This window comes from Microbispora sp. H10836, from assembly GCF_012999525.1.
Lineage (GTDB): Bacteria > Actinomycetota > Actinomycetes > Streptosporangiales > Streptosporangiaceae > Microbispora.
Map to the genome: position 1 here is coordinate 93,510 of NZ_JABBWU010000016.1, position 26,194 is coordinate 119,703.

The following is a 26,194-nucleotide window of genomic DNA, read 5'->3' on the forward strand; positions in this document are numbered from 1 at the left end:
CCCTCAGCACACCTTCCGGTAGGGCGCCTCCGGCACGAGGCGCCGCCAGTCGTCTTCTCCCAGGGGGCCGCCCGCCCGCGCGCAGGCCTCCGCCGCGGCACGTTCCGGGTCGACGGTGAAGCGCCGCAGCGTCCCGTCCCTCCCCGCGCTGTAGAGGTACCGCCCGTCGGCGTCGAAGGCGAGCGCGAGCACCGGGCCGGTGTGGACGGCGTACGGCAGGCCGAGCGGCGACCGGGAGGCGGCGTCCCACAGGCGGACCTCCCCGCTCGTGCCCCCGGTGGCGATCAGCCGCCCGCCGGGCGCGTAGGCGAGCGCCACGACGTCGTCGAACCGGCCCTTCTCCGGGGCGAGCGTGCCCGCCCGCCGCAGCGTGCGCGCGTCCCACAGGCCCACGCCCGCCTCGTGGAAGCCGGTGGCGATCGTCGAGCCGTCCGGGCTGAAGGCGATCGACCGCACGCCGTCGAGCACCGGCCCGAAGGGACGGCCGGTGACCGTGCCGGCGGCCAGGTCCACCAGGGCGGCGTCCCGCCCGCCGATCGCGAGGGCCCGGCCGTCCGGACCGACCGCCATGACGTCCCATCCGGTCCTGCGCGGGACGGGAATCTCCACGCCGCGGGACAGGTCCCACACCCGGACGGGCCCGTACTCGCCCGCGACGGGCGCCGCGGCGAGGACGTGGCCTCCGGCGGCCAGCCCGCCCACGGACGCGGCTCCCGCGATCGGGACCCGGCGGAGCAGGCGGCCGTCCGGCACGTTCCACAGGCTCACCGTCGCGGCGTCGTCGCCCGAGGCTCCCGTGCCGTCCGGGCGGGGCGCGGAGGCGAGCGTGCGGCCGTCGGAAGCGAAGACGAGCGCCCCGGCCGGGACGCCGCCGAGGGACGGCCCCAGGCGGGCGCCCGTGGCCGGGTCCCACAGCAGCGGTCCCGTCCCGTCCGGCGCGACGGCGAGCGTCCGGGCACCCGGAGCGAAGGCCGCGGCGGCGGCCGAGGGAGCGACCGCCGTCGAACGGGCGCCCGCCGCGGCGTCCACCGTGGCGACCCGGCCTCCGCTCAGCAGGTAGCGCAGGACCGGGCCGCCCGCCGTGCCCGTCGTGACCCTGATGTCCGGCATGCCGGTGGTGTCCTCCGGCGTGGAGTAGGCCAGCAGGCCGCCGCCGTCCGCGCTCCACAGGCCGACGCCGGTGCGGTCGAAGGTCAGGACGAGGCGGCCGCCGTCGCCGTACGCGAGCCAGACGGCGGAGGCGCCCGCCAGGACGGGGCCGCGGCGGCGGCCGGTGGACAGGTCCCAGAACCCCACCTCCTCGCCGCGGCCGACGGCGAGGGTGCGGCCGTCGGGACTGAAGGCGACGGCATCGGCACGCCCGCCGGCGGGGGCGGTGAGCCTCCGCGCCCGGCCGGAGCGCCCGGCCGCCGGCTCGTACAACCGGAACCGGCCGTCGTCCAGCAGCACGGCGGCGTGCCGTCCGGAGACCGCGACGCCCTCCACCCGCTCGTCGCGCACGTCCAGCAGCTCGACGCCGCCGAGGGCGTCCCAGACCTGGCCCCGGTGACCGGGCGTGAGCACGGCGAGACGCCTGCCGTCCGGGCCGAAGGCCATCTCCAGCGCGCCGTTCCCGAACGGCGGCCCGAGCGGGCGGCCGCTGCCCAGGTCCCACACGCGCAGCGTGCCGCCGTTCGAAACCGCGAGGCGGCGGCCGTCGGGGCTGAGCGCGACGGCGCCGGGAGCGGGCCCGATGCCCTGGGCGCCCCCGGCCACGCGGTGCGCGGCCACCTCCCACAGGACCGCCTGGCCGGCGTCGGCGACCACGAGCAGGTGGCCGTCCCCGCTCAGGTCGAACCGGGCGCCGGCGGTGACGGGCGGCGGCGGGTCGATCCGCCGCAGGGGCTGGGCGAGCGAGCTGTAGAGGGCCGCCCGGGCCTCGGGCACCCCGGCCAGCCGCCACGCGGCCACGCTCAGCGCCATCGCCCGCGCGGGATCGGACGAGCGCGAGGTCTCGGCCAGGGCGGCGAGCCGCCTGGCGACGGCCACGTCCCGCTGCCGCTCGGCGGACGACTTCTGGTCGAGAGCCAGCCCGGCCGAGGCCGCCGCGACCGCCACGAGCACGGCGAGCGCGGCGGTGAGGCGGCGCCGCCGCCGGGCGCGGAGCCGGGCGAGCGCGCGGGACTCGTCGAGGAACGCCTTCTCCAGCGTGTTCAGCGTGACGTGGTGGCGCGTGGTGGCCGCCCAGCCGAGCGCGGTCTCCAGCGCCGTCCCCTGGTAGAGGTCGCCGGGACGCCGCCCGTGCCGGTCCCACAGGCGGGCGGCCTCGGTCAGGGGCCGCTGCACGCGCAGGCCCGCGCGGTCCGCGTCGACCCACCCGTGCAACCGGGGCCAGGCCCGCAGCAGCGCGGCGGCGGCGAGGGCGACCGTCTCGCCGTCCCGGACGACGAGATCGGCGCGGGCGAAGCCGGACAGCACCCGGGCGGCGGTCTCCCGGTCGACCACGCCGTCGAGGAGCTCGTCCTCGGGCACCCGGCGGGGCAGGTCGTCGCCCCCCTCTCCCGGCGCGACCATCCGCAGCATGATCCGCGGCACCAGCGCCTGGTCCGCCGGGGCGAGCGCGCCGTACGCCTCCTCGGCCACGGCCGCGAGCGAGGGCGGCGCGAGGGCCCGGGACGGCCCGGTGCCCTCGGCCCTACGGGTGCCCTCGGCCGTACGGGTGCCCTCGGCCGTACGGGTGCCCTCCGCGAGCAGCCCCTCGCCCCGGCCGTACGGCGACGGATGGCCGAGCAGCGCCGCGAGGAGGACGGCCGCGTCGGGCCTGGCCTCCGGGTTCTTGTCGAGCGCCCGGGCCACCAGGCCGCGCAGCGGCTCCCGCAGCGCCGTCAGATCCGGATCGGCGGCCAGGATGCGGTGCAGCAGGGCCGCGACCCCGGTCAGCGCCTGCCCCGGCGGGCCGGGAGCGCCGCCGGGCACCGGCAGTGGCGTGGTCCCCCCGGCGAACGGCTCCCGGCCGGTGGCTGCGAACAGCGTCACCGCTCCCCAGGCCCAGATGTCGACGGCGGGGCCACCCCGGGCACCGACCACGATCTCCGGGGCCATGAAGGCCGGTGTGCCGGCGACGTGCCCCGTCGTCGTCAGCGACATGTCGGCGGTCCTGGCGATGCCGAAGTCGATGACCCTCGGGCCGTCCGGGCCGATCAGCACGTTGTCCGGTTTGAGGTCGCGATGGATCACCGACGCCTCGTGGATGGCGGCCAGCGCCGTCGCGATGCCCGTGGCGAGGCGGTGCAGCTCCTCCGGCCCGTACGGCCCGCTCCGCGCGACCGCCGCGCGCAGGCTGGGCCCGGCGACGAACTCGCTCACGATGTACGGCCGGGGGCCCTCCAGGTCGGCGAAGATGACCCGGGCCGTGCAGAACGGCGCGACCCGGCGCGCGGCGGCGACCTCCTTGGCGAACCGCGCCCGCGCCTGCTCGTCCTCCACCTCGCCCGCCGGGCGCAGGACCTTGACGGCGACCCGCTGCCCGGCCTCGTCGTACGCCTCGTAGACGACGCCCTGCCCGCCCTCGCCCAGGCGGCCGGCGAGCCAGTAGCCGCCGAGCCTGCGCGGGTCGCCGGGGAGCAGGACGGTCGCCATCCGGACCTCCCGCCAGCCGCGGACCGCTTGCCCCGATCGTGCTACGGGTGCCCGCCGTCGCCAAGACCGGACGGGTGATCGACACCTCGCCCCCGGGCGGCCGGCCGCCTCACCTGCGTTGGTGATGCGCGAGCAGCCGGGTGAGAAGGCGGGTCAAGGTCTGCCTGTCCTCGGCCGGAAGCGGTCCGAGCAGGTCGTCCTGCACCTTGTCCAGTGCCCGGTCCATACGTCGCAGTTGTTCCTCACCCGCCGCGGTGAGGGCCACGATGTTGCGCCTGCGGTCCTCCGGGTCCGGCGTCCGCTCGACGAACCCCTGCCCGGCCAGCTGGTTGATCGCCGCCACCACGTCGCTGCGGTCCATGCTGCATCGGCGGCCGAGCTCGGCCTGACTGGCCACCCCGAACTCGTGCAGCGCGGCCAGGATCCGGTAGTGGTACCCGCGCGCGCCCACCTCGCCGAAGCCGTCGGACGCCAGCCGGTGGGCGTGCACCGCCAGCTGGGTGAGCAGCCAGCTCGGCTTCGCGGTCAGGCGTGCGGGTGTCTTCTCCACGTCAGCCACCCTACATTGTTGGCGCAACCAATGAATCCCTGTATGGTTGGCGCTACCAACATTGGCATCGCCAACGAAAAGAGGCCGTCATGTCCACGGACACTCTGATCGCCGACCGCATCGAATCTGTCCACCGGCGAACGATTTCCCGAGACCAGACGCCGGCCGTCCGGACGGCCGGGCGCACGACGAATCCCCTGGAGTCAGCAGCATGATCAAGCCGTTCCGCATCGACATCCCTCAGGCCGACCTCGACGACCTGCGAGACCGGCTCACCCGCACCCGCTGGCCCAACGAGGTCGCCGACGCCGGATGGGACTACGGCTTCCCGCTGGCGCGGCTCAGAGAACTGGCCGAACACTGGCGCACCGGCTACGACTGGCGCGAGCACGAGGCCCAGCTCAACGAGCTGCCGCACTTCATGACGGAGATCGACGGCCAGAGCATCCACTTCGTCCACGTCCGGTCGCCGAAGCCGGACGCGCTCGCGCTGATCCTCACGCACGGCTGGCCCGGCTCGTTCCTGGAGTTCCTCGACGTCATCGAGCCGCTGTCGCGCGACTTCCACCTGGTGATCCCGTCCATCCCCGGGTACGGCTTCTCCGGGCCGACCCACGAGCGCGGCTGGGACATCGTCCGGGTCGCGCGGGCCTGGGCCGAACTGATGCGCCGTCTCGGGTACGAGCGCTACGGCGCGCAGGGTGGCGACTTCGGCTCGGGCATCTCACTGGCGCTCGGCGCGGTGGCGCCCGGGCAGGTCGTCGGGGTGCACGTGAACTACCTGCCGACCCGGCCGGACCCGGACGCCGGCATCGAACTGTCCGAAACGGAGGAAGCCCGGTTGGACAAGGTGCGGCGGCTGATGGCCAACCGCCCGCCGTACCAGGCTCTGCAGGCCACCACCCCGCAGACCATCGGCTACGCGCTGACCGACTCGCCGGTCGGCCAGCTGGCCTGGATCGCCGAGCGCTTCGCGCAGTGGACCGACCCTCGCTCGCGGATCAGCGACGAGCGGATGCTCACCGACGTCTCGCTGTACTGGCTCACCGCCACCGCGGCCTCCTCGGCGCGGCTGCACCGCGACGCCCCGCGGCGGACCGAGCCGTGCCCGGTGCCGGTCGGAGTGGCGGTGTTCGCGCACGACATCACGCAGTCGGTGCGGCCGCTGGCCGAGCGGCTGTACGACATCAGGCACTGGTCGGAGTTCGAGCGCGGCGGCCACTTCGCCGCGATGGAGGTGCCGGAACTGCTCGCCGAGGACGTCCGCGACTTCTTCCTCACCTACGACGCCCCGCTCGCCACACGTCGGGGAGACGGTCAGTAGGGAGCGGCCGAGTCGCGCTCCGCCCAGAGCCTCTCGGCGTCGGAGCCCGCCGGAGGCGGCGCGATCCCGTTGATCATCCAGATGTCCTCACTGGTCTCGTCGACATGGAACTCCCAATGCAGTCCCGCGTGCCGTTCGAGGTGGGGCCGCAGCATGCCCTCGATCCATCGGGCGGTCCGTCGCCGGCTCTCCCGGTCGGGGTTGCGGCGGGCGATGTGGTCGATGACGATGCGGACCCCGGCCGGGGTGGGCTCCCCGCCAACGTGGAAATCCTCGGACCGGGTCTGGTGGAACAGGGTGACCACGTAGAACCGGGGCAGCCCGACCTGTTCGTAGTGGTCGGTGATGCGGGAGGCGAGCCGGTGCTTCTCCTCGTCGGTGAAAATCCCGGGCGTGTGATGAATGCTCCACAGCGGCATAGCGGTTCCGTACTCCTCGAGATGCGGCGTCAGCGGGCGGCGGAGAAGGTCAGGCGCTCAACGGGGCCGGACAGCGCCGCCTTGGCGGCGATCGACGCGTCGTCGGCGAGCACCTCCACGTCCCCGGCCTCCAGACCGTCGACGATGCGTGCGGCCACCTCGGCCGGCGTCGCCTTCGGCGCCTCGACGGCGGAGACCATGTCGGTGTCGATGAACCCCGCGTGCACGCCGACGACCTGGGTGTTCTGGCGCGCCAGTTCCAGCCTGAGGGAGTTCGTGAGGGACCACGCCGCCGCCTTGGACGCCCCGTAGGCGCCGCTGCCGGCCAGCCAGGACAGCGCGGAGTGCATGTTCACCAGCGCGCCCCCGCCGTTCGCGGCCAGGATCGGCGCGAAGGCCCGGGCCACCCGCAGCGGCCCGAAGACGTTGACGTCGAACGTCACGGTGGCGCGTTCGAGGTCACCCGTCAGCAGCGGGGCCGGCAGCAGGATCCCGGCGTTGTTGAACACGATCTCGGCGTCGGCGGCGGCCCCCGCGAGGGCGGCGACCGACGCCGCCGAGCCGACCTCCAGCTCGGCGGTGACCACCTCCGGACGGTCGTCGGTGTACGCCGAGCGCGCCGTCGAGTACACCTTCCGCGCCCCGCGCGCCAGCACCTCGTCGACCAGCGCCGCGCCGAGACCACGCCGGCCCCCGGTCACCACGACCACCCTGCCCGCTACTGCGACCACGACATCTCCCCCTGAGTAACGACCTCGTTAGTGAGAGGATTGAATCACGCCACGCTGAATAACGCAAGCGTTAGTTACAATGACGGGGTGGCGATGAGATTCGAAGAACGACTGAGCGACCGGGACGCGTGGTCGATCGGCGAGGGATGCTCGGCGGGGCGGGTGCTGGACCTGCTCAGCACCAAGACGGTGTTCCTGGTGGTCCGCGAATGCTTCTACGGCACGACCAGGTTCGACGACTTCGTGACGCGGACCGGGACCTCGGCGCCCGCGGTGTCGCGGGCGCTCAAACAGCTGAAGGCCGCGGGCATCGTCGCATCCGTTGTCTACCGGGAGCCGGGGAGCCGGGCCCGCGACGAGTACCGGCTGACCGAGGCCGGGGAGGACCTGCTGCCGGTGTTCCTGTCGCTCCTGCAGTGGGGTGACAGGTACCTGCAGGACGGCCGCCCGCCCCTGTCGTTCGTCGAGGCCGGTTCGGGCCGTCCGATACAGGTCCGCGTGACCGCCGACCCGGCGCCGGAGACGACGTGCGACGCCATCGAGATCCGGCTGAACCCCGCCTGGCGGCGCGATTAGGCGCTGTCACTCGGCCATGCGGGCAGCCGTCTCGACGAGCCGGTTGGCGTAGCCCCACTCGTTGTCGTACCAGCCGAAGACCTTGACCAGTTCGCCGTCCGCCTGGGTGAGCGCGGAGTCGAACACGCAGGACGCGGGGTCGCCCACGATGTCGCGGGACACGATCGGGTCGGTGCTGTAGCGCAGCACGCCCTTCAGTTCCCGGTCGGCGGCGTCGGCGAAGGCCCGGTTGACCTCCCGCACCCCGGCCGGGCGAGACAGCACCACCGCGAGGTCGGTGAGCGAGCCGTCCTCGACCGGGACGCGCAGCGCGACGCCGTCCAGCCGGCCCGCGAGCTCGGGCAGCACCTCGCCTACCATCCGAGCGGCCCCGGTCGTGGTCGGGACGATGTTCACGGCGGCCGAGCGGGCCCTGCGGGGGTCCTTGTGCGGGGCGTCCAGCAGCCGCTGATCGCCGGTGTACGCGTGCACGGTCGTCATGAAGCCGTGGACGACGCCGAAGTTCTCGTGCAGCACCTTCACCATCGGGGCCACGCAGTTGGTGGTACAGGAGGCCATCGAGACGATCTCGTGGCGGCGGGGGTCGTACGCCGCGTCGTTGACGCCGGGGACGATCGTGACGTCCACGCTCTTGCCTGGCGCGGAGATGAGCACGCGGCGGGCGCCGCCCTTCAGGTGGCGGGCCGCGTCGTCCCGGGTGCGGAACCTGCCGGTGGCCTCGATCACCAGGTCGGCGCCGTAGGCGGCCCAGTCGATGTGCGCCGGGTCGCTGTGCGCGGTGACCGGGATGCTGCGGCCGTCCACGTCGATGGAGGAGGCACCCGCGGTCACCGGAACGCCGAGGGGGCCGTGCGTGGAGTCGAACCTGAGCAGATGGGCGAGCGTCACCGCGTCCGCGAGGTCGTTGATCGCGACGACCTCGATGCCCATGGGCAGCGCGCGGCGCAGCACGGCCCTGCCGATCCTGCCGAATCCGTTGATGCCGATTCTCATGGTGATCCTCCTCAGCACTGGCTGTGCCGCAATCGTCCGCCCCTGCCGGAAGCGGTCGTAGGGGCCTAAGTGCCGCGGGCAGAGGCGTAACTGCCTTCACACGTGGGTCTTCCGCCTCTCCATCCGCGCGGGGTGACGGCAGTGGGATGGAGGCGCTGTCAGGAGGAGGAAGAGATGCGTGTGAAGGTCGCCGAGGTCATGGCCCGCGACGTTCCGGTGGTGGAGGGCGACACGCCGTTCAAGACGGTCGCCCAGGCGCTGATCTCGGCGGACGTCGGAGCCGTTCCCGTGGTCGACGCCCAGGGCCGGGTCATGGGCGTCGTCACGGACGCGGACCTGCTGCTCAAGGAGGAGTTCAAGGACCAGTACGCCCACGAGGGCTACCGGCCGCCGCTGCGGGCCCGGCTGCGCCACCTGTTCGGCCGGGAAGGACGCGGCGGCCGCGCGAAGTCGCGCGGCGACACCGCCGCCGAGCTGATGACCACGCCCGCCGTCACGATCGGCCCGGGGACGGCGGTGGTGTTCGCCATCCGGCTCATGGACGAGCACGGCGTCGCGCACCTGCCGGTCGTCGGGACCGACGGCGCCTTGGAGGGCATGGTCGGCCGGCACGACCTGCTGCGGGTCTTCACCCGCCCGGACGCCGACATCGCCCACGAGATCACGACCGACATCCTCGGCCGCTCCCTCTTCCGGGACATGAGCATGGTCGACGTGACGGTCGACCAGGGCGTCGTTACGCTGGCCGGCCGTCTACGCCGGCGCAGCGACGCCCTGACGGCCGCCCGGCTGGCGCGCGGGGTCAACGGTGTCGTCGACGTGGTCGACCGGCTGGAGTGGGAGGAGGACGACACCCACACCTGGCGCCACCGCTGACGCATCCCCTGCCCGGTGCCGGCTGCGCGGCTCAGCCGGCCGGCCCGGGCGATGAGCGTTCCGCCTCCGCCGTGATGGCGCTTCGCGCTCGGGCACGGTCCTGTCGGCCCCGCCCCGTCACCACGCGCGAAAGAGCCGCCCGGGGCGAGAACGACCGTGGTCCGCGGGTTCTGTCGCGGTTGAAGAGCGCGGACCACGTCAGCGTGGTCCGCGCCATCTCACCACTCCTCGGTTTTCTCGGCTGCGGGAGGCCGAACGACGGCGACGGGGCAGCGCGCGTGGTGCAGGAGCGCGCGGCTCACCGAGCCGAGCACCGCGGAACCGAGGGCGCCGTGGCCGCGGGATCCGACCACGAGGAGGTCTGCCTTCTCACCGGCGTCGACGAGCACGGGGACGGGGTGGGCGCACACGCTACGCATCTCGGCGTCCACATCGGGATAGCTTCTGCGGTAGGTCGCCAGCACCGCGGCCACGTGCTCCTCCTGGGCCCGCCGCACCTCGTCGATCCCGTAGGAGATCTCCGGCGCGTACGCGTGCACCGGCAACTGCCACGCGTACAGGACCAGCAGACGGCATCCACGCGACCACGCCTCCTCGAACGCGTAGGTCAACGCGGCCTCCGCCTCGGCGGAGCCGTCGGCACCGGCCACGATCAGCTCGTGCGGCGCCGACACCTCAGGCCGCACCACCACGAACGGGACCGGAACCTGACCGGCGAGATGCGTGCTGACCGAGCCGAGCAGCATGCCGGCGAACCCGCCGTGGCCCCTGCTGCCGACCACGAGCTCCACGCCACCGGCGGCCTCCCGGCGCAGCACCGTGACCGGCCGGCCCTCCAGCAGGACGGTGTCGACACGCAGAGCGGGATGGGTCTCCCGGACCGTCCGCGCGGCCTCCTCCAGGACGCGCCGGCCCGCCCAGAGCAGTTGATCGTCACCGGGGACGGGGTGGCGGGCCGGCTCGAACGGCGACCGGTCGACGGCGTGCACGATCCGCAGCGGAAGGCCCTTGCGTGCGGCGTCGCCGGCGGCCCACTCCACCGCGGCGACCGCCGCGCTGGAGCCGTCGGTGGCGACGATGACAGGCTTGGTCATGACTCCTCCTCCTATCCGTCCCCATTCGACCGTCCGCGCCGAGCCGGGACGCAGGGCCGCTGGTCACCGTCGTACGGGACCTTCCGCCCGGCTCGTCCAACAAGCCCGGGCCCAGGCCCGGGGTATGTGCGTGTGCCCGCGCGAGGAGAACCGCCTGGGCCGAAGGTCCCACGATCATGGGACTTCGGGGCGGCCGTGGCGTGCCGTACGGCTCCTGCGGCAGGGCCGGTGATCGCGGTTTGCTTGAGATGTCAAAACAGAGCAAAGACGCGAAACGTTGAAAGGGGCCGGTCATGGCCACCATCGAGAGGCGTAACCAGAGGACTCACCTCGACGCCGCCACCACCGCGCCCCAGACGACCCCCGCCACTGCGCCCCGGACGACCGCCGGCCCCGCCCGCTACGCCTGGGCCGCCGCCCGCATCGCCATCGGCTGGGTGTTCCTGTGGGCCTTCCTCGACAAGACCTTCGGCTTCGGCTTCGCCACCCCCGCCGCCAAGGCCTGGATCAACGGAGGCAGCCCCACCACCGGCTTCCTCAAGGGCACCGCCGACAACACCTTCGGCGGCCTGTTCAACACCCTCGCCGGACAACCCTGGGTCGACTGGCTGTTCATGACCGGCCTGGCCGGCATCGGCACCGCCCTCATCCTCGGCATCGGAATGCGCATCGCCGCCACCACCGGCACCCTGCTCCTGCTCCTGATGTGGGCCGCCGAACTCCCCCTGACCACCAACCCCTTCATGGACGAGCACATCGTCTACGCCATCGTCCTGATCGGCCTGACCCTCACCGGCGCCGGCACCACCCTCGGACTCGGCACGACCTGGACCAACACCACCCTGGTCCGCCGCCTCCCGATCCTCAAGTAACCCCACCGGACCTCACGGCCCATCGACTCCAGTGCCCGCCCCGGCTGCCGGGGGCGGGCACTGGCATGTCTCCGGGACGGAACCCGCACCTGAAGAAGAACCTCGCTTCCGGCGCGCCGGGGAACCTACTGCTCGCGGGGCAGGCCGGGCGGATTGACCAGGGACTCGGGGACGGCCTCGTTGGGCAGGCCCCACCGGGCGAGGACCTTGCCGTAGGTGCCGTCCTTGATGAGGGCGTCGACGGCGTCGCTGATCGGCTCGGCCAGCCCGTTGCCCTTCTGCGTCATCGCGGCGATGAGCCCCTGGAGCGACGGGCCGGCGCCGGAGTAGGTGCCGACGATCTTCGTGTCGCCGCTCACCGCGGCGTGGTACGCGGAGGTGGGATTGGGTGCGAAGTACGCCTGGATCCGGCCGGACTTCAGCGCGAGGTAGGTGTCGGCCGGCTGCTTGTAGTACTGGATCCGGACGGGCTTCAGCCCGACGGTGCGGTTCTGCTTGTCCCAGCCCAGCAGGATCTTCTCCTGGTTGGTGCCCGAGCCCACGGCCACGCTGAGCCCGGCGACGTCGGCCGGCTTGGCGATCGAGGTGATCGCGCCGTCCTTCGGCACCTCCCAGGCCAGCTGGTCGAGGCGGTAGGTGGCGAAGTCGTAGATGTCCTTGCGCTCCTCGGTGACCGTGATGTTGGAGAAGCCGGCCGCGTACTTGCCGGACCGCACGGCGAGGAACAGGTTCTCCCACGACGTGGCCTCGAAGCGTGGCTTCAGGCCGAGCACGTCGGCGACGAGGGAGGCGATGTCCTCCTCCACCCCGATCGGGGTGACGTTGTCGTCGGCGAGGAACGACAGCGGCGGGTTGAACGTGGTGGTGCCGACCAGGAGCTCCCCCTTGGCCCGGATCGCGGCGGGCACCTGTGCGGCGATCGCCTCCACCTTCGTGGCCCGGATCCGGTTCTGCTCCGGACTCGTGTTGATCTTCAGTACGCCGGGCGGGGCCGCTGCCGCGGGGGCCGCGTCGGTCACGGCGTCGTCGGGGACCGTACCGCAGGCGACGAGCAGCAGCAGGGCGGACAGGCCGAGCACGGACAACCGGGATGCGGAAGACATGCGATTTCCTTGGAGGTCAGAGCACCTTGCTGAGGAAGGCGCGGGTACGGTCGTGCCTCGGCCGGTCGAGCACCTGCGGGGGCGGGCCCTGCTCGACGATCCGGCCGGCGTCCATGAAGACCACGGTGTCGGCGACCTCGCGCGCGAAGCCGATCTCGTGGGTCACGACGATCATGGTGGTGCCGCTGCGGGCCAGGGCCTTCATGACTTCCAGCACCTCGCCCACCAGCTCCGGGTCGAGTGCCGAGGTGGGCTCGTCGAACAGCACGACCTTGGGCCGCAGCGCCAGGGCCCGGGCGATCGCGACGCGTTGCTGCTGTCCCCCGGACAGCTGCCGCGGGTAGGCGCCGGCCTTGTCGGACAGGCCCACCTGCGCGAGCAGCTCGGTCGCCAGCGCCTCGGCCTCGTCGCGGGGCCGGCCCTGGGCCGAGACCGGGGCCTCGGTCACGTTCTGCCGGACGGTGAGGTGGGGGAAGAGGTTGAAGTTCTGGAAGACGAAGCCGATGTGGGTGCGCTGGCGCAGGATGTCGCGTTCCCGCAGCTCGTACAGACGGTCTCCGGAGCGCCGGTAGCCGACGAACTCGCCGTCGATGGTGACGTACCCGCGGTCGATCTTCTCGAGATGGTTGATGCTGCGCAGCAGCGTCGACTTGCCCGAGCCGGAAGGACCGATGACGACCGTCACCTCGCCGGCCTGGACCCGCAGGTCCACCCCGCGCAGGACCTCCAGCGGGCCGTAGCTCTTGTGGACGCCGCGCACGTCGACCATGGGCGTGCTCATCGCTGCCCGCCTCCGTTCGCGGCCAGGCGCTGCCGCCGGGCGGCCCGCCGTACGGTGAGGATCCGGCGCGCCCGCTGCACCAGCGTGGGCGGCAGGGCCCGCGCGAGGCCCCGGCCGAACCTGCGTTCCACGTAGTACTGCGCGGCCGACAGGACCGTGGTGAGGACGAGGTACCAGATCGCGGCCACCAGCAGCATCGCGATCACCCGGCCGTTGCGGTTGTAGATCACCTGCACCTGGTAGAACAGCTCGGGCAGCGCCATGATGTAGACGACCGAGGTGCCCTTGACCAGGCCGATGATCTCGTTGCCGGCGGCCGGGACGATCGAACGCATGGCCTGCGGAAGCCGGATCCGCAGGATCTGCCTGGCCCTCGGGATGCCGAGCGCGGCGGCCGCCTCCAGCTGACCCGGTTCCACCGACAGGAAGCCCCCGCGCACGATCTCCGCGGCGTACGCCGCCTGGTGCAGCGCCAGGCCGAGCGCGGCGGCCGTCACCGGTCCGATCAGCTCCATCGAGTCGACGGAGAAGAACGCGGGCCCGAACGGCACCCCGAACGAGATCTGCTTGTACAGCGCGGCGAGGTTGTACCAGAACAGCAGCTGCAGGATGAGCGGCACCGAGCGGAACAGCCACACGTAGCCCCAGGCCACCGACGTGAGCAGCGGCACCCGGGACAGTCGCATCAGCGCGAGCACGGTCCCCAGCAGGAAGCCGAGCACGATGCCGAGCGCGGTCAGCTCGACGGTGAACAGCACCGCGTGCAGCACCGAGGGATGGAACAGGTACGCGCCGACGACCGGCCAGTCCCAGGCCGGGTTGGTGATCAACGCGTTGACCGCCATCGCCAGCAGCACCGCCACCACGGCGCCGGTGATCCAGCGCCCCGGGTGACGCGCCTTGACGACGGTCAGGGAGCCGGCGGACTCCGCCGCCTCCTCCTCGATCACGGCGGGCGCGGTCATCGTGCCTCCGCGGTGGCGAACGAACGGACGGTTGTGAGCACGTGGGGCTCGGGGGTCATGGATCAGTCCTCCCGGCGACCGCGTCTGATCGCGGGCGTCCCGACATGTCCCTATCTTCAGCACAGAGATCGATATACCGTCAAGACCTACTTGTTTAGTAGGTAATAGTCTACGATCTCTCCGCAGGCGTACGAGCGACAGGAGGTCCGATGCCGCGGACATGCGTGTTCATCCGATACGGCCGCCCCGAGACGGAGGCGCCGGCACGAGGAGGGCGCGTGAGCGCCGGCCACGGCGACGTGGCGTGGGGAGAGCCGCGGTGAGCGACCGGCACCTCCTGGACAACCCCGTATGGGCGTCGCTCACCGGGCCACACGCGCGCTTCGCCGAACGGTACGGCAACGCGCTGCGCTACCCGGACGACGTCTCGCCGTTCTTCGCGCTGCCCGGCGAACCCGGCCCCACGGACTGGAACGACCTCGCCGCCCTCGCCGGACCCGGCGCGATCGTCCCGGTCACCGGCGGCGCCCTCGCACCGCCGGACGGGTGGGAGGTGGTGGCACAGGGCGCGGGCGTGCAGCTGACCGGCGACGACGTGATCCCGGCACCGGACGAGGAGGCGGTCCGCCTGGGGCCGGCGGACGTGCCGGAGATGCTGGACCTCGTCGCGCGCACCCAGCCGGGCCCGTTCCGGCCGCGCACCGTCGAGATGGGCACCTACCTGGGCATCCGTCGTGACGGCGCACTGGTCGCGATGGCCGGGGAACGGCTGCACCCGCCCGGCTGGACGGAGATCAGCGCGGTCTGCACCGATCCGGCCTACCGCCGCCAGGGCCTGGCGTCGCGGCTCGTGCCGGCCGTCGCCGCCGGCATCCGCGCCCGCGGCGAGACCCCGTTCCTGCACGCCGCCGCGAGCAACACGTCCGCGATCCGGGTGTACGAGGGGCTCGGCTTCCACCTTCGCCGCCGGACGACGTTCGCGACCGTCCGCGTGCCCGCCGACGTGCCGGTCGCGTGAACGCCCGCCGACCCTGAGGCCGCCTTCCTGGGCGACATGGGTGCCAATTGACGACAAAACCTTATTTTCCTACTGTATTAATAGGTTTCACCGGGCCGAACTGTCAGGAGTCCCCGTGACCAAGCAGATCCATCTCGCCGCGCACTTCCCCGGCGTGAACAACACGACGGTCTGGTCCGACCCCGCGTCGGGCAGTCAGATCGACTTCGACTCGTTCCGCCAGCTGGCCCAGACGGCCGAGCGCGGGAAGTTCGACTTCTTCTTCCTGGCCGAAGGACTGCGGCTGCGCGAGGCGAAGGGACGCATCCACGACCTGGACGTCGTGGGCCGCCCGGAGTCGCTCACGGTCCTGTCCGCCCTCGCCGCCGTCACCACCCACCTGGGGCTCGCCGCGACGGTCAACTCCACCTTCAACGAACCGTACGAGGTGGCGCGACGGCTCGCCACGCTCGACCACCTGAGCGGCGGCCGGGCCGCGTGGAACGTGGTGACCAGCTTCGACGCCTTCACCGGGGAGAACTTCCGCCGGGGCGGCTTCCTCGCCGAGGCCGACCGGTACACCAGAGCGAAGGAGTTCCTGCAGACCGCGAGGGAGCTCTGGGACTCCTGGGCGCCCGACGCCGTGGCCGCGGACCGGGAGTCGGGGCGGTTCCTCCGGCCCGGCGGCGTCGCGCCCTTCCGGCACCAGGGCCGGCACTTCGACATCGCGGGGCTGTTCACCACGCCGAGGGGCCCGCAGGGCCACCCGGTGATCATCCAGGCCGGCGACTCCGCCGAGGGCCGGGAGTTCGCCGCGTCGTCGGCTGACGTGATCTTCAGCCGGCACAGCAAGCTGGAGGAGGGCCGCGCCTTCTACCGTGACGTCAAGCGCAGGCTCGCCGCCTACGGACGGCGGCCCGAGGACCTGAAGATCCTCCCCGCGGTGACCTACGTACTCGGCGACACCGAGGCCGAGGCCCGGGAACGGGCCGTCGAGATCCGGCGCGCACAGGTCAGCCCGCAGACCGCGATCTACTTCCTGGAGGCCGTGTGGGGCCGCGATCTGTCGGGATACGACCCCGACGGCCCGCTGCCCGACGTCGAGCCGAACCTGGACGAGGGCGTCACCAAGGGACACGCGGCGTTCCGCCGCGACCGCGGCGAGGTGGTGGCCAAGTGGCGCGCCCTCGCCGAGGAGAAGAACCTGTCGATCCGCGAGCTCGCCATCGAGGTCTCCGCACCGCAGACCTTCATCGGGACACCGCGCACGGTGGCCGACGAGATCGATCGCTTCGTGCAGACCGACGCGGCCGACGGCTTCATCTTCGTGCCGCACCTGACTCCCGGCGGGCTCGACGACCTGGTCGGCAAGGTGGTCCCCCTGCTTCAGGAGAAGGGCGTGTTCCGGGCCGACTACACCGGGCCCACGCTCCGCGACCACCTCGGCCTCTCCCCCCGCACTCCGAACCGCACCGAGGAGATCTGATGACGCTGCATCTCGCCGTCGCACTGGACGGGGCCGGCTGGCACCCGGCCGCGTGGCGGGCCGAGGGCGCGCGGCCGGACCGGCTGTTCACCCCCGGCTACTGGGCCGACCTCGTCGCGGAGGCCGAGCGCGGCCTGCTCGACTTCGTCACCTTCGAAGACGCCCTCGGCCTCCAGTCCTCCCATCTCAACGAGCCCGACGGACGCCTCGACCAGGTGCGCGGGCGGCTCGACGCGGTGCTGATCGCGTCGCGGGTGGCCCCGCTGACCTCGCGGATCGGCCTCGTGCCGACCGCCGGCACGACCCACACCGAGCCGTTCCACGTCGCGATCGGCATCGCCTCGCTCGACCACATCAGCCGCGGCAGGGCCGGGTGGCGGCCCCAGGTCTCCGGCCGCCCCGACCAGGTCGCCCACTTCGGCCGCCGCCCGCCGTTTCCGCCGCAGGACTACTCCCCCGATCGGGACAGCGCCTTCGGCGAGCACGTGCGGAACCTGTTCGCCGAGGCCGCCGACGTGGTCGAGGTGGTCCGCCGTCTGTGGGACAGCTGGGAGGACGACGCCGAGATCCGCGACGTCGCCACCGGCCGTTTCATCGACCGCGACAAGCTGCACTACATCGACTTCAGCGGCGACCGCTTCAGCGTGAAAGGTCCCTCGATCACGCCGCGCTCCCCCCAGGGCCAGCCGCTGGTCACCTCTCTCGCCCACGACACGGTGCCGTACGAGTTCGCGGCGAAGGGGGCCGACGTCGTGTACGTCACGCCGCGCGACCGCGAGGACGCCACCGCGATCGTCGAGCGCGTCCGGGCGGCGGAGGCGGCCGTCGGACGCACCGAGCCGCCGCTGCGGATCCTCGCGGACCTGGTGGTCTTCCTCGACGCCCGCGACGCGGCCGGCCGCAAGGCGCGGCTGGACGACCTCGACGGCGCCGAGCTCGAGTCGGACGCCCGCGTCTTCACCGGCACCCCCGGGGAGCTCGCCGCGCTGCTGCTCGACTGGCGCGACGCGGGGCTGGCGGGCTTCCGTCTCCGGCCGGGCGTGCTGCCCCACGACCTGGCCGCGATCACCCGCGGCCTGGTGCCCGAGCTCCGGGCGGCAGGCGCGTTCCGGACCGCGTACGACACGGGGGACCTGCGCGGACGGCTCGGCCTCGCCCGCCCCGCCAGCCGCTACGCGAAGGCGTCATGAGCGCCGCATCCGGCACGGGAAAGACGCGAGGGGCCGCCGCGCCGGCGCGGACGATCCACGCGACGAAGGAGGACGGCCGGTCGTGAAGTTCCTCGCGATGACACTCGGATTCCATCTGCCCCACCCGCTGACCGGCGAGCTGAAACCGGTGACCGAGCGGTTCCGCGAGATCGTGGCCGCCGCCGTCGTCGCCGAGGAGCTGGGCTTCGACGGGTTCGCCTTCGGCGAGCGGCACGAGCGGCCGTTCCTGTCCTCGGCCCCGCCCGTGGTGCTGAGCCACGTCGCGGCGCACACCAGCACGATCAGGCTGTTCACCGCGGTGACCACGCTGAGCCTGCTCGACCCGGTCCGCGCGTTCGAGGACTACTCGACCCTGGACCACCTGTCCGGCGGACGCCTGGAGCTGATCATCGGCAAGGGCAACGGCGCCGCCCAGGCGCAACTGTTCCACGTGACCGACCAGGACCAGTGGGACCGCAACCGCGAGGGTTACGAGCTGTTCCGGCGGCTCTGGCGGGAGGACAGGGTGACCTGGTCGGGCCGCTTCCGCCCGCCGTTGACCGACGCCGAGGTGCTCCCCCGGCCGCTGCAGCGGCCCATCCGGATCTGGCACGGCAGCGCCACCAGCAAGGAGTCGGTGGAGCTCGCCGCCCGCTACGGCGATCCCCTGTTCTCCGCGAACGTGACCAACTCCGTCGAACCGTACGCGGAGCTGGTCGCCTACTACCGGGAGCGGTGGGAGCACCACGGCCACGACCCGGCCGACGCCCTGGTCGGGGCGGGCAGCGCCGGCTACTACGCCACACCGAGATCGCAGGACGCCGTCGAGACCTACCGGCCGATCTTCGACGCCCGGGTGGCGTTCCTGCGCAAGCAGGGGCTCGACCCCGTGTTCCCCACGCTGGAGGACGCCATCGAGCGCGGCTCGATCCTCGTCGGCAGCCCCCAGCAGATCATCGACAAGGTGCACCGCTACCACGAACGGCTGGGCCACGAGGTGATGCACGTGTCGGCGGAGGCCGACGGGCTGACCGGCGCGCAGCACCGGGCGTCGCTCGAACTGTTCCAGAGCGACATCGCCCCCGTCCTGCGCAAGGAGATCCCCAGCAGGCCGTTCCCCACCGGAGGTCCGTCATGACCCGCCTGTCCGTCCTCGACCTCGCCCCCATCTCGTCCGGCGGCACCGCCGGGGACGCCCTGCGCAACACCGTCGACCTCGCCCGCCGGGCGGAGGACGCCGGATACCACCGCTACTGGCTGGCCGAGCACCACCTCACCCCCGGCGTGGCGAGCTCCGCGCCGGCGGTGCTCATCGGCGCGGTGGCCGCCGCCACCCGGCGGATCCGGGTCGGCTCCGGCGCGGTCCAGCTCGGGCACCAGACCCCGCTGACCGTGGTGGAGCAGTTCGGCACGCTCGACGCCCTCTACCCCGGCCGCATCGATCTGGGGATCGGCCGCTCCGGGCAGCGTGCGCGCGAGTTGCGCGAGGCTCCGCCCGAGCCGGCCGCCCCCGCGGCGGCGCGTACGGTCAACGGCCTGCTGATCCCGCCGCCGTTCTCGTTCACCCCGGCCATCACGCAGGCGCCGATCTTCGCGCTGGCGCTGGCGCTGCTGCAGCAGCCGGGAGCCCAGAGCCCCGACTTCGCCGAGCAGGTCGACGACACCGTCGCGTTCCTCTCCGGGAGCTACCGCTCGGACGACGGCCACGAGGCGCACGCCCAGCCCGGGGAGGGCGCCGAACTGGAGCTGTGGGTCCTGGGCAGCAGCGGCGGCCAGAGCGCGCAGGTCGCGGCCGAGCGCGGGCTGCCGTTCGCGGCGAACTACCACGTGAGCCCGGCCACCGTGCTGGAGGCGGTGGACGCCTACCGCGACGCGTTCAAGCCCTCGCAGGCGTATCCCGCGCCACACGTCATGGTGTCCGCCGACGTCCTGGTCGCCCCCACCGAGGAGGAGGCCCGCCGCGTCGGCGAGCCGTACGGGCTGTGGGTGAGGAGCATCCGCACCGGCGCCGGGGCGATGAAGTACCCCTCTCCGGAGGAGGCGTCCGCGTACGAGTGGACCGAGGAGGACAGGGCCCTCGTCGCGGACCGGCTGGACACGCGGTTCGCGGGCACGCCCGAGAAGGTGGTGGAGGGGCTGCGGGTGCTCAAGGAGGCGACCGGGGCCGACGAACTCCTCGTCACCACGATCGCGCACGACCACACGGACCGCGTCCGGTCCCAGGACCTGCTCGCGCAGGCGTGGGCGGACGCCGGCGCCTGACGGACATCGCCACCGCCACCAAGGCCGGGCCGGCACCGCGTCAGCGGCGCCGGCCCGGCCCTGTTCTGACCGCGCTGGTGAGCCCGCAGGGCCTTCAGCACGTCCGGCAGGGTGTGCGGGGCCGCCCGCGACGCGGCCGGCGCCTCGACGATCTCTCTGTGCAGGTGCGGCCCGAGTCCCGGCAGCGGGAGGGTGACCCCCAGGACACCTCTGTCACGCGTGCTCCCCCGCGAGCGCCTCGCGTCCGTGCGGCTCGTCCCAGTCGGCCTCGTGTGGCTCGACCGCGATCCGCACCGGACCGCCGCCCTGCCGGGCGGGCCTGGCGCCGAGCCGGAACGCGGCGAAGTCGGTGGTCTCGCGGAACGCGGGGATCCGGTAGAGGTCGCGTGGCCAGGCGGGCGTCGAGGCGGTCCAGCGCGGCGGCCACCCCGGCGCGCCGCCGCTCGTACTCCTCCTGGGTGGCGGCCCCGGCGACCAGGTGCACACCCTGGCTGAGGTCGCGTGCGATCTCCTCGTCCTGGGCCTCGATCTCGGCGCGCAGGTCCTCGGGATAGAGGTTCTCGGTGGCCCATTCGGCGAACCCGGTGCCGAGGTCGACGGGGATCCGGGCGAAGTCGTTGCTGACGATCCGGCGCGTGCGCCGGTCCCACAGCACCGGCACCGAGATGTGGCCGGGATATCCGGGCTCGGTGGCGTCGTACGCCTCGGCGAGGAGCGTGAAGCCGTTGACCGGGTCGGGCCCGCGCCGCTCGCGGAACGCCCAGCCGCGCGCGTCGCGGTCGTCGTCGACGTAGGACACCGACACGACCTCCCGCAGCCCGGCCAGGTCCCGCACGATGACGGCGCGCTGCGCCCACGGGCACGTGTACGAGGCGTAGACGTGGTAGCGACCGGGCTCGGCGGGGTGGCCGCCGGAGCCGTCGGCGCTGATCCGGCCCTGGAAGGGGTAGCGGGGTCCCGGCCGGTCGGTCCTGCCCGGCCCGTACGGGCCATGGGCGGCGACGTCGGCGGGACTCGCGTAGGCGGGCGCCTGGGTGGTCATGGGGTCTCCTTGCGGTGATCAGCCGGTGATCAGCCGGTGGTCAGCCGGTGGTGAGCCGAGTGGTGGGCCGAGTGGTCAGCCGGGGTCAGCCGAGGATCCGGGCCGCGCCCCCGCGAGGGGCGCGGCACGTCGTACGTCATGCGACGGCCTCCCGATCGCGCGGCCGGTGTTCCGGCAGCCGGGGGATCGCGGCCAGCAGCTCGCGTGTGTACGGCGCGCGCGGCTGAGTGAAGACCTGACGGACGTCGCCGGACTCGACCACCCGGCCGTCCTTCATCACCAGCACCCGGTCGCTGACATGGTGGATCACCCCGAGGTCGTGGGAGATGAACAGGCAGGCCACGCCGAGTTCGGCCTGGAGGTCGGCGAGCAGGTCGAGCACCTGGGCCTGGATCGACACGTCCAGCGCGGAGACCGGTTCGTCGCAGACGATCACCTGGGGCCGGGGGGCCAGCGCCCGCGCGATCGCCACCCGCTGCCGCTGCCCGCCGGACAGCCGCAGCGGCCTGCGGTCCAGGACCGACGTGTCCAGGCCGACCTGCGCGAGCAGCTCGGCCGTACGGTCCCGCCGGGTCCGGCGCGGCTCGCCGCCGGCGGCGAGCGCCTCGTCGAGGATCCGCCGCACGGTGAAACGGGGGTCGAACGAGCTCAGCGGGTCCTGGTAGACGACCTGGATGCGCCGCCGCAGCGCGCGGCGCCCGGCGGAGCCCAGCCCCCGCCAGGACCTGCCGGCGATCTCGACCTCGCCCGCGTCCGGCTCCAGCAGTCCCAGCACCAGGCGCGCCGTCGTGGTCTTGCCCGATCCCGACTCGCCCACCAGCCCGAGGGTCTCCCCCGCCCGCAGCTCGAACGACACGTCGTCCACGGCCGCCCGGGGCAGCCCGTCCGGCCCGGTGAACGACTTGGCCAGGCCGGACGCCCTGATCACCACCTCGCCGGGCCGGGCCGCGGGGAGCGGAGCGGGCGCGGGGGCGGAGCCGTTCCCGGGGACGGTCAGCCGGGTGCCCCTGCCGTGCTCGGAGGGCACCGCGGCCAGCAGCCTGCGGGTGTAGTCGTGCCGCGCGGCGCCGAGCACGTCCCGCGTGGGCCCCTCCTCGACGACCTCCCCGTCCTTCATGACCAGCACGCGGTCGGCCAGTTCGGCCACCACCGCGAGGTCGTGACTGATCAGCAGCAGCCCGGCCCCGGCCCGGCTGCGCTCGGCCAGCAGCCGCAGGATCTGCGCCTGCACGGTGACGTCCAGAGCGGTGGTCGGCTCGTCGGCGATCAGCAGCGGGGGCGCGCAGGCGACCGCGGAGGCGATCAGCGCCCGCTGGCGCAGCCCGCCGGAGAGCTGGTGGGGGTACTGCGCGGCCCGCAGCTCCGGCTCCGGCACGCCCACCTCGCGCAGCAGCTCCACCACGCGCCGCCGCACGCCGGCACGCGGCACGACCCGGTGGAGCCGCAGGGTCTCGGCGATCTCCTTGCCGACCGGGCGCAGCGGGTCGAGCGAGACCAGCGCGTCCTGCAGGACGTAGCCGACCTGGCCGCCCCGCAGCGTCCGCCACTGCCGCTCGCCGTACGAGGACACGTCCCGGCCTCCCACGACGAGCGACCGCGCGGTGATCTCGGCGCCGGCGCCGGTCAGCCCGATCAGCGTGCGGGCGGTGACGCTCTTGCCCGAGCCGGACTCCCCCACGATGGCGACGCATTCGCCCGGGCTCACCGTGAAGGAGATCGACCGGACCGCCTGGACGGGGCCGAACGAGACCCGCAGGTCGGACACCTCGACGACCGGGTCGGCCCGCTGAGTGGTCACGACAGTCTCCCTTCGACGCGCCGCTGCAGGTGGCGGCCGACGACCGTGACGGACAGGACGGTGAGCGTGATGGCCAGCCCGGGAAAGACCGCGACCCACCAGGCGACGGAGAAGTAGTCGCGCCCGGCCGAGAGCATCGCCCCCCATTCCGGGGCGGGCGGCCGGGGACCGAGGCCGAGGAAGCTGAGCGAGGACGCCGCGACCAGCGCGGTGCCGACCTCGATCGTGGCCAGCACGAGCAGCGGCGCGAACGCGTTGGGCAGCACGTGCCGCGCGATGATCCTGGCCCTGGTCAGGCCGAGCGAGACGGCCGCCTCGACGTACCCGGACCGGCGGATGACCATGGTCTGCGCGCGGACCAGGCGCGCGTAGCCGGGCAGCGTGTACGCGGCGATGGCGAAGACCGCGTTGAGCGTGCCCGGCCCGGCGACGGCGATGACCAGCAGGGCCAGCAGCAGCCCCGGCAGCGAGAGCAGGACGTCCACGACGCGCATGACGACCTCGTCCGGCACCCGCCCGCCGAGCGCCGCCAGCAGCCCGGCGAGGGTGCCCCCGGTGACCGCGAGCGCGGTGGCGGCCAGCCCGGCCAGCACCGACGGCCGCGCCCCGTACACGATCCGGGTGAAGATGTCGCGCCCGTTGGCGTCGGTGCCGAGCAGGTGCTCGCCGTCCGGGGGCCGGAGCGCGGCGAGGGCGTCGGTGAGGTCGGGCGAGCCGTGCGCGACCAGGCCGGGCGCGATCGCGATCACCCCCACGGCCAGCAGGAACGCGGCGGCCGCCCAGACGCCGGCGCGCGGGACGCGCCGCCGCCTGCGCCCGATCACGACGCCCGGGGAGACGATCGTGGACACGGTCACTCAGGCACCTCGCAGTCGCGGGTCGATGGCCAGGTAGAGCAGGTCGAGCAGGATGTTGATGACGACGTAGAGCAGCGAGGCGATCAGGACCACGCCCATCACGACCGGCAGGTCCTTGTTGGCGACGGCGGTGAGGGTCAGCCGCCCGATGCCCTGCCGGGAGAAGACCGACTCGGTGATCACGGCGCCGCCGAACAGGTAGCTGACCATCCATCCGGCCAGCGTGACCGTCGGCAGCAGCGCGTGCCGGAGCGCGTGCCGCAGGCGCACGCCCAGGTCGGACATGCCGCGCGAGCGCGCGGTGAGCACGAACGGCTCCTCCAGCGTGAGCTCCAGGCCCTCGCGCAGCACCTGGCTGAGTGTCGCGATGACCGGGATCGCCATCGCGACGGACGGCAGGACCAGGCTCTCCACTCCCTCTCCGCCGGTGGCCGGGAAGAGCCCGAGCCCGAACGAGAAGACGGTGAGCAGCAGGATCCCGGCCCAGAACGACGGAATGGAGATGCCGACCAGTTCGACGCCGGAGAACACCGCCCGCGCCCACCGGCGCCCCGCGGTCAGCACGGCGACCGTGACGGCGACCACGACCGCCAGCGCGAACGACGCGAGCATGAGCTGGACGGACGAGCCGATCTGCTCGCCGATCGCCGAGGCGACCGGCTGGTGCAGCTGGTACGACTGGCCCAGGTCGCCGTGGAGCACCCGGCCCAGGTAGGTGACGTACTGGACGAGCAGCGGCCGGTCCAGCCCGTAGTCGGCGACGATCCGCGCGCGGACCTCGGGCGTGACGGTGTTGGCGCCGATCAGCAGGTCGACGACGTTGCCCGGGGTGAGGTGGAGCCCGGCGAACGCGACCGTCACCGCCCCCCACAGCACCAGGACGGACGTGCCCAGCCGCACCAGCACCGGGCGGACCACCCGGGCTCGCGCCCGGGTGGCCGGTACGGCCACGGCGGTCATGCCTGCTCGACCCAGGCGTCGTAGAAGGTCGGGTACGCCTGGGGCTCCCAGCCGATGCCGTGCACCTTCTCGCCGGCGCCGAGCAGGTAGTTGAACACGTACACCGGGAAGACCGCGGCCTCGTCGGTCACCCGCTGCTGCACCTTGGCGTACAGCTCGGCCCGCTCGGCCTGGTCGGTCGTGTCCAGCGCGTCGCTCAGCCAGCCGTCGACGTCCTTGTCGGCCAGGCGGGCGGCGTTCTGGCCGAACTTGGCGTCCGTGGGGATGGACGCGCTGTCGAACAGGTTGCGCAGGGCGTCGCCGTCGGCGCGCTGCCAGCTGAAGTCCATCAGGTCGTAGTCGCCCTTGGGGTACTTCTCGAGCCATTCGTTGACGGTGCCGGCGACGAACTCGACGTCGAAGCCGATCTTCTTTGCCTCGGCCTGGATCTGCTCGGCCAGCGTGTCGCGCTGCTCCCGGGCGAACGCCTTGAGGAACCCCCACCGGATCGTCAGCCGCCTGCCGTCCCTGGTGCGGTAGCCCTCGGCGTCCATCGCCGACCAGCCGGCCTCGTCGAGCAGCCTGTTCGCCGTCGCGGGGTCGTACTTCGCCTTCCCTTCGAGGGTCTTGTCGTACCCGTCGGTCGCGGGCGAGATGGGACCCGCGGCGGGCTGGAACGCGCCGAAGTAGAGGTTCTTCACGATCGTCGCGAAGTCGATGCCGTCGCGGAACGCCTGGCGGACCCGCTTGTCGGCGAACGGCCCGGACGTGGTGTTCGGGTAGTAGTTGTAGTTGCCGCCCGGCGCCTGCCGCGTGGTGATCGTCAGCCGGGGGTCGGCCCGCACCTGCCTGACGTTGACCGGCGGCACGCCGGCGATCGCGTCGACCTGCCCGCTGGTCAGCGCGCCGAGCCGGACCGAGTCCTCGGTGATGACCTTGATCTCCAGCTTGTCCAGGTACGCCGCCCCGGTGTGCCCGGCGCCCTCCGCGGCCCAGTCGTAGCCGGGATTGCGGTGGTAGGTGATGCCCTTCTGCACGACGTACTCGTCGATGACGAACGGCCCGGACCCGACGACCTTCTTGCACAGCGCGTCCTGCGGCTGCTCGAGCGACCGCGGCGACTCGATGCCGAAGTACGCCGTGGCAAGGGCGGACAGGAACGGCGAGTACGGCCTGCTGAAGCTGACCTTCACCGTGTGCGGGCCGACGACCTCGCTGCCCTCGTACGGCTCGATGTAGCCCGCCGCGAGCTGGGACCTGGTCGCGGGATCGACGATGTGGTCCAGGTTGGCCTTGACCGCCGCCGCGTCGAAGGGAGTGCCGTCGGAGAACTTCACGCCCTCCCGCAGCTGCAACGTGTAGGTCTTCTGGTCCTCGGAGACGGTCCAGGAGGTGGCCAGCCAGGGGCGGATGCGCCCCTCGGTGTCCAATGACACCAGCGAGTCGAGCACGGGCCGGGTGAACAGGCCGGCCACATCGGCGGGGCTCTGGTGCGGGTCGAGGCAGGTGGAGGGTTCGGTGTTGACGCCGAAGGTGAGCGTGCCACCCTTGACCGGCCCACCGGGAGCCTTGGCCGCCGCCGCTCCTCCGTCCCCCGTGCCGCAGGCGGTCAGGGCGAGCGACAGGGAGACGAACACGGCGGCGGGTAATCGGATGCTTGTGGACATCGGAGGGCGAGCCTTTCGGTGGTTCTCTGCCGGTGGTTCTCTGCTGGCGGTTCT

General features: G+C 73.0%; 22 protein-coding genes and 1 pseudogene. 9 read left to right on the top strand and 14 right to left on the bottom strand.

From position 1 onward, the window contains the following. Positions 1 to 3: 3 nt before the first annotated feature. Together HHX30_RS27185 and HHX30_RS27190 are read right to left on the bottom strand one after the other, a co-directional pair. A complete protein-coding gene (locus tag HHX30_RS27185; RefSeq protein WP_169984941.1) occupies positions 4 to 3,618 on the bottom strand; it encodes a WD40 repeat domain-containing serine/threonine-protein kinase in 3,615 nt (1,204 codons plus the stop codon). Positions 3,619 to 3,727: 109 nt separating this feature from the next. Continuing rightward, positions 3,728 to 4,168 carry a MarR family winged helix-turn-helix transcriptional regulator gene (locus HHX30_RS27190; RefSeq protein ID WP_169984942.1) on the bottom strand — a complete coding sequence of 147 codons (441 nt, stop codon included), beginning with the start codon at positions 4,166 to 4,168 and terminating at the stop codon, positions 3,728 to 3,730. 211 nt (positions 4,169 to 4,379) lie between these two features. Here HHX30_RS27190 and HHX30_RS27195 point away from each other — a divergent pair, with 211 nt between their 5' ends. Next, positions 4,380 to 5,492 (top strand): epoxide hydrolase family protein, encoded by a 1,113-nt coding sequence (locus tag HHX30_RS27195; RefSeq protein WP_169984943.1) that lies wholly within the window; start codon positions 4,380 to 4,382, stop codon positions 5,490 to 5,492. On the opposite strand, the gene HHX30_RS27200 is transcribed toward HHX30_RS27195, so the two are convergent. Further along, complete coding sequence (locus HHX30_RS27200; protein ID WP_169984944.1) at positions 5,486 to 5,911, bottom strand: tautomerase family protein; 426 nt, start codon at positions 5,909 to 5,911, stop codon at positions 5,486 to 5,488. The two genes, HHX30_RS27195 and HHX30_RS27200, sit on opposite strands and share 7 nt — an antisense overlap. Before the next feature lie 29 nt (positions 5,912 to 5,940). Next, the gene (locus tag HHX30_RS27205) at positions 5,941 to 6,642 is read right to left on the bottom strand and encodes an SDR family oxidoreductase (protein ID WP_169984945.1); all 702 of its coding nucleotides are present in this window, start codon (positions 6,640 to 6,642) and stop codon (positions 5,941 to 5,943) included. A 93-nt stretch (positions 6,643 to 6,735) separates the two neighbouring features. Here HHX30_RS27205 and HHX30_RS27210 point away from each other — a divergent pair, with 93 nt between their 5' ends. Next, complete coding sequence (locus HHX30_RS27210; protein WP_211592613.1) at positions 6,736 to 7,218, top strand: helix-turn-helix domain-containing protein; 483 nt, start codon at positions 6,736 to 6,738, stop codon at positions 7,216 to 7,218. A 6-nt stretch (positions 7,219 to 7,224) separates the two neighbouring features. On the opposite strand, the pseudogene gap reads toward HHX30_RS27210, so the two are convergent. After that, positions 7,225 to 8,256, bottom strand: a pseudogene (gene gap / locus HHX30_RS27215) (type I glyceraldehyde-3-phosphate dehydrogenase); the annotation flags it as partial. Between the two features lie 129 nt (positions 8,257 to 8,385). Here gap and HHX30_RS27220 point away from each other — a divergent pair. Beyond that, positions 8,386 to 9,087, top strand: a complete 702-nt coding sequence (locus HHX30_RS27220; RefSeq protein WP_169984948.1) for a CBS domain-containing protein — start codon at positions 8,386 to 8,388, stop codon at positions 9,085 to 9,087. A 218-nt stretch (positions 9,088 to 9,305) separates the two neighbouring features. Here HHX30_RS27220 and HHX30_RS27225 read toward each other — a convergent pair whose 3' ends face one another. Beyond that, positions 9,306 to 10,181, bottom strand: coding sequence for a universal stress protein (locus HHX30_RS27225; RefSeq protein WP_169984951.1), 876 nt, complete (start codon positions 10,179 to 10,181; stop codon positions 9,306 to 9,308). 293 nt (positions 10,182 to 10,474) lie between these two features. On the opposite strand from HHX30_RS27225, the gene HHX30_RS40870 reads away from it, so the two are divergent. Beyond that, positions 10,475 to 11,053 carry a hypothetical protein gene (locus tag HHX30_RS40870; RefSeq protein WP_211592586.1) on the top strand — a complete coding sequence of 193 codons (579 nt, stop codon included), beginning with the start codon at positions 10,475 to 10,477 and terminating at the stop codon, positions 11,051 to 11,053. Positions 11,054 to 11,178: 125 nt separating this feature from the next. Here HHX30_RS40870 and HHX30_RS27235 read toward each other — a convergent pair whose 3' ends face one another. The 3 genes from HHX30_RS27235 to HHX30_RS27245 are packed head-to-tail and all read right to left on the bottom strand — an operon-like array spanning position 11,179 to position 13,902. Next, entirely contained in the window at positions 11,179 to 12,156 is a 978-nt protein-coding gene (locus tag HHX30_RS27235; protein ID WP_169984952.1) for an ABC transporter substrate-binding protein, read from the bottom strand. 16 nt (positions 12,157 to 12,172) lie between these two features. Continuing rightward, positions 12,173 to 12,937, bottom strand: coding sequence for an amino acid ABC transporter ATP-binding protein (locus HHX30_RS27240; RefSeq protein WP_283246883.1), 765 nt, complete (start codon positions 12,935 to 12,937; stop codon positions 12,173 to 12,175). Further along, on the bottom strand, positions 12,934 to 13,902 hold the full coding sequence (locus HHX30_RS27245) for an amino acid ABC transporter permease (protein ID WP_169984953.1): 969 nt from the start codon (positions 13,900 to 13,902) through the stop codon (positions 12,934 to 12,936). Before HHX30_RS27245 ends, HHX30_RS27240 begins: the two co-directional genes overlap by 4 nt. Before the next feature lie 319 nt (positions 13,903 to 14,221). Between HHX30_RS27245 and HHX30_RS27250 the strand changes: the two genes are divergently transcribed. The 5 genes from HHX30_RS27250 to HHX30_RS27270 all read left to right on the top strand — a co-directional run bounded on the left by HHX30_RS27250 (position 14,222) and on the right by HHX30_RS27270 (position 19,837). Continuing rightward, the gene (locus HHX30_RS27250; RefSeq protein ID WP_311922884.1) at positions 14,222 to 14,920 is read left to right on the top strand and encodes a GNAT family N-acetyltransferase; all 699 of its coding nucleotides are present in this window, start codon (positions 14,222 to 14,224) and stop codon (positions 14,918 to 14,920) included. Between the two features lie 115 nt (positions 14,921 to 15,035). Beyond that, positions 15,036 to 16,385, top strand: a complete 1,350-nt coding sequence (locus tag HHX30_RS27255; protein ID WP_311922885.1) for an NtaA/DmoA family FMN-dependent monooxygenase — start codon at positions 15,036 to 15,038, stop codon at positions 16,383 to 16,385. Beyond that, entirely contained in the window at positions 16,385 to 17,575 is a 1,191-nt protein-coding gene (locus HHX30_RS27260; protein ID WP_169984955.1) for an LLM class flavin-dependent oxidoreductase, read from the top strand. Before HHX30_RS27255 ends, HHX30_RS27260 begins: the two co-directional genes overlap by 1 nt. Positions 17,576 to 17,657: 82 nt before the next feature. Beyond that, positions 17,658 to 18,713 carry an LLM class flavin-dependent oxidoreductase gene (locus HHX30_RS27265; protein WP_169984956.1) on the top strand — a complete coding sequence of 352 codons (1,056 nt, stop codon included), beginning with the start codon at positions 17,658 to 17,660 and terminating at the stop codon, positions 18,711 to 18,713. Beyond that, on the top strand, positions 18,710 to 19,837 hold the full coding sequence (locus HHX30_RS27270) for an LLM class flavin-dependent oxidoreductase (RefSeq protein WP_169984957.1): 1,128 nt from the start codon (positions 18,710 to 18,712) through the stop codon (positions 19,835 to 19,837). Before HHX30_RS27265 ends, HHX30_RS27270 begins: the two co-directional genes overlap by 4 nt. Positions 19,838 to 19,931: 94 nt before the next feature. Here the strand turns inward: HHX30_RS27270 and HHX30_RS27275 are convergent, their stop codons facing one another. The 5 genes from HHX30_RS27275 to HHX30_RS27295 all read right to left on the bottom strand — a co-directional run bounded on the left by HHX30_RS27275 (position 19,932) and on the right by HHX30_RS27295 (position 26,140). Beyond that, positions 19,932 to 20,879 carry a hypothetical protein gene (locus HHX30_RS27275; RefSeq protein ID WP_211592587.1) on the bottom strand — a complete coding sequence of 316 codons (948 nt, stop codon included), beginning with the start codon at positions 20,877 to 20,879 and terminating at the stop codon, positions 19,932 to 19,934. Positions 20,880 to 21,015: 136 nt separating this feature from the next. Further along, positions 21,016 to 22,677, bottom strand: a complete 1,662-nt coding sequence (locus tag HHX30_RS27280; RefSeq protein WP_311922886.1) for an ABC transporter ATP-binding protein — start codon at positions 22,675 to 22,677, stop codon at positions 21,016 to 21,018. After that, complete coding sequence (locus HHX30_RS41975; RefSeq protein WP_311922887.1) at positions 22,674 to 23,534, bottom strand: ABC transporter permease; 861 nt, start codon at positions 23,532 to 23,534, stop codon at positions 22,674 to 22,676. The genes HHX30_RS27280 and HHX30_RS41975 overlap by 4 nt, the downstream gene beginning before the upstream one ends. Continuing rightward, complete coding sequence (locus tag HHX30_RS27290; protein ID WP_169984960.1) at positions 23,535 to 24,494, bottom strand: ABC transporter permease; 960 nt, start codon at positions 24,492 to 24,494, stop codon at positions 23,535 to 23,537. Beyond that, positions 24,491 to 26,140: an ABC transporter substrate-binding protein gene (locus HHX30_RS27295; protein WP_169984962.1), complete on the bottom strand. Its 1,650-nt coding sequence runs from the start codon at positions 26,138 to 26,140 to the stop codon at positions 24,491 to 24,493. Before HHX30_RS27295 ends, HHX30_RS27290 begins: the two co-directional genes overlap by 4 nt. Positions 26,141 to 26,194: the final 54 nt, after the last annotated feature.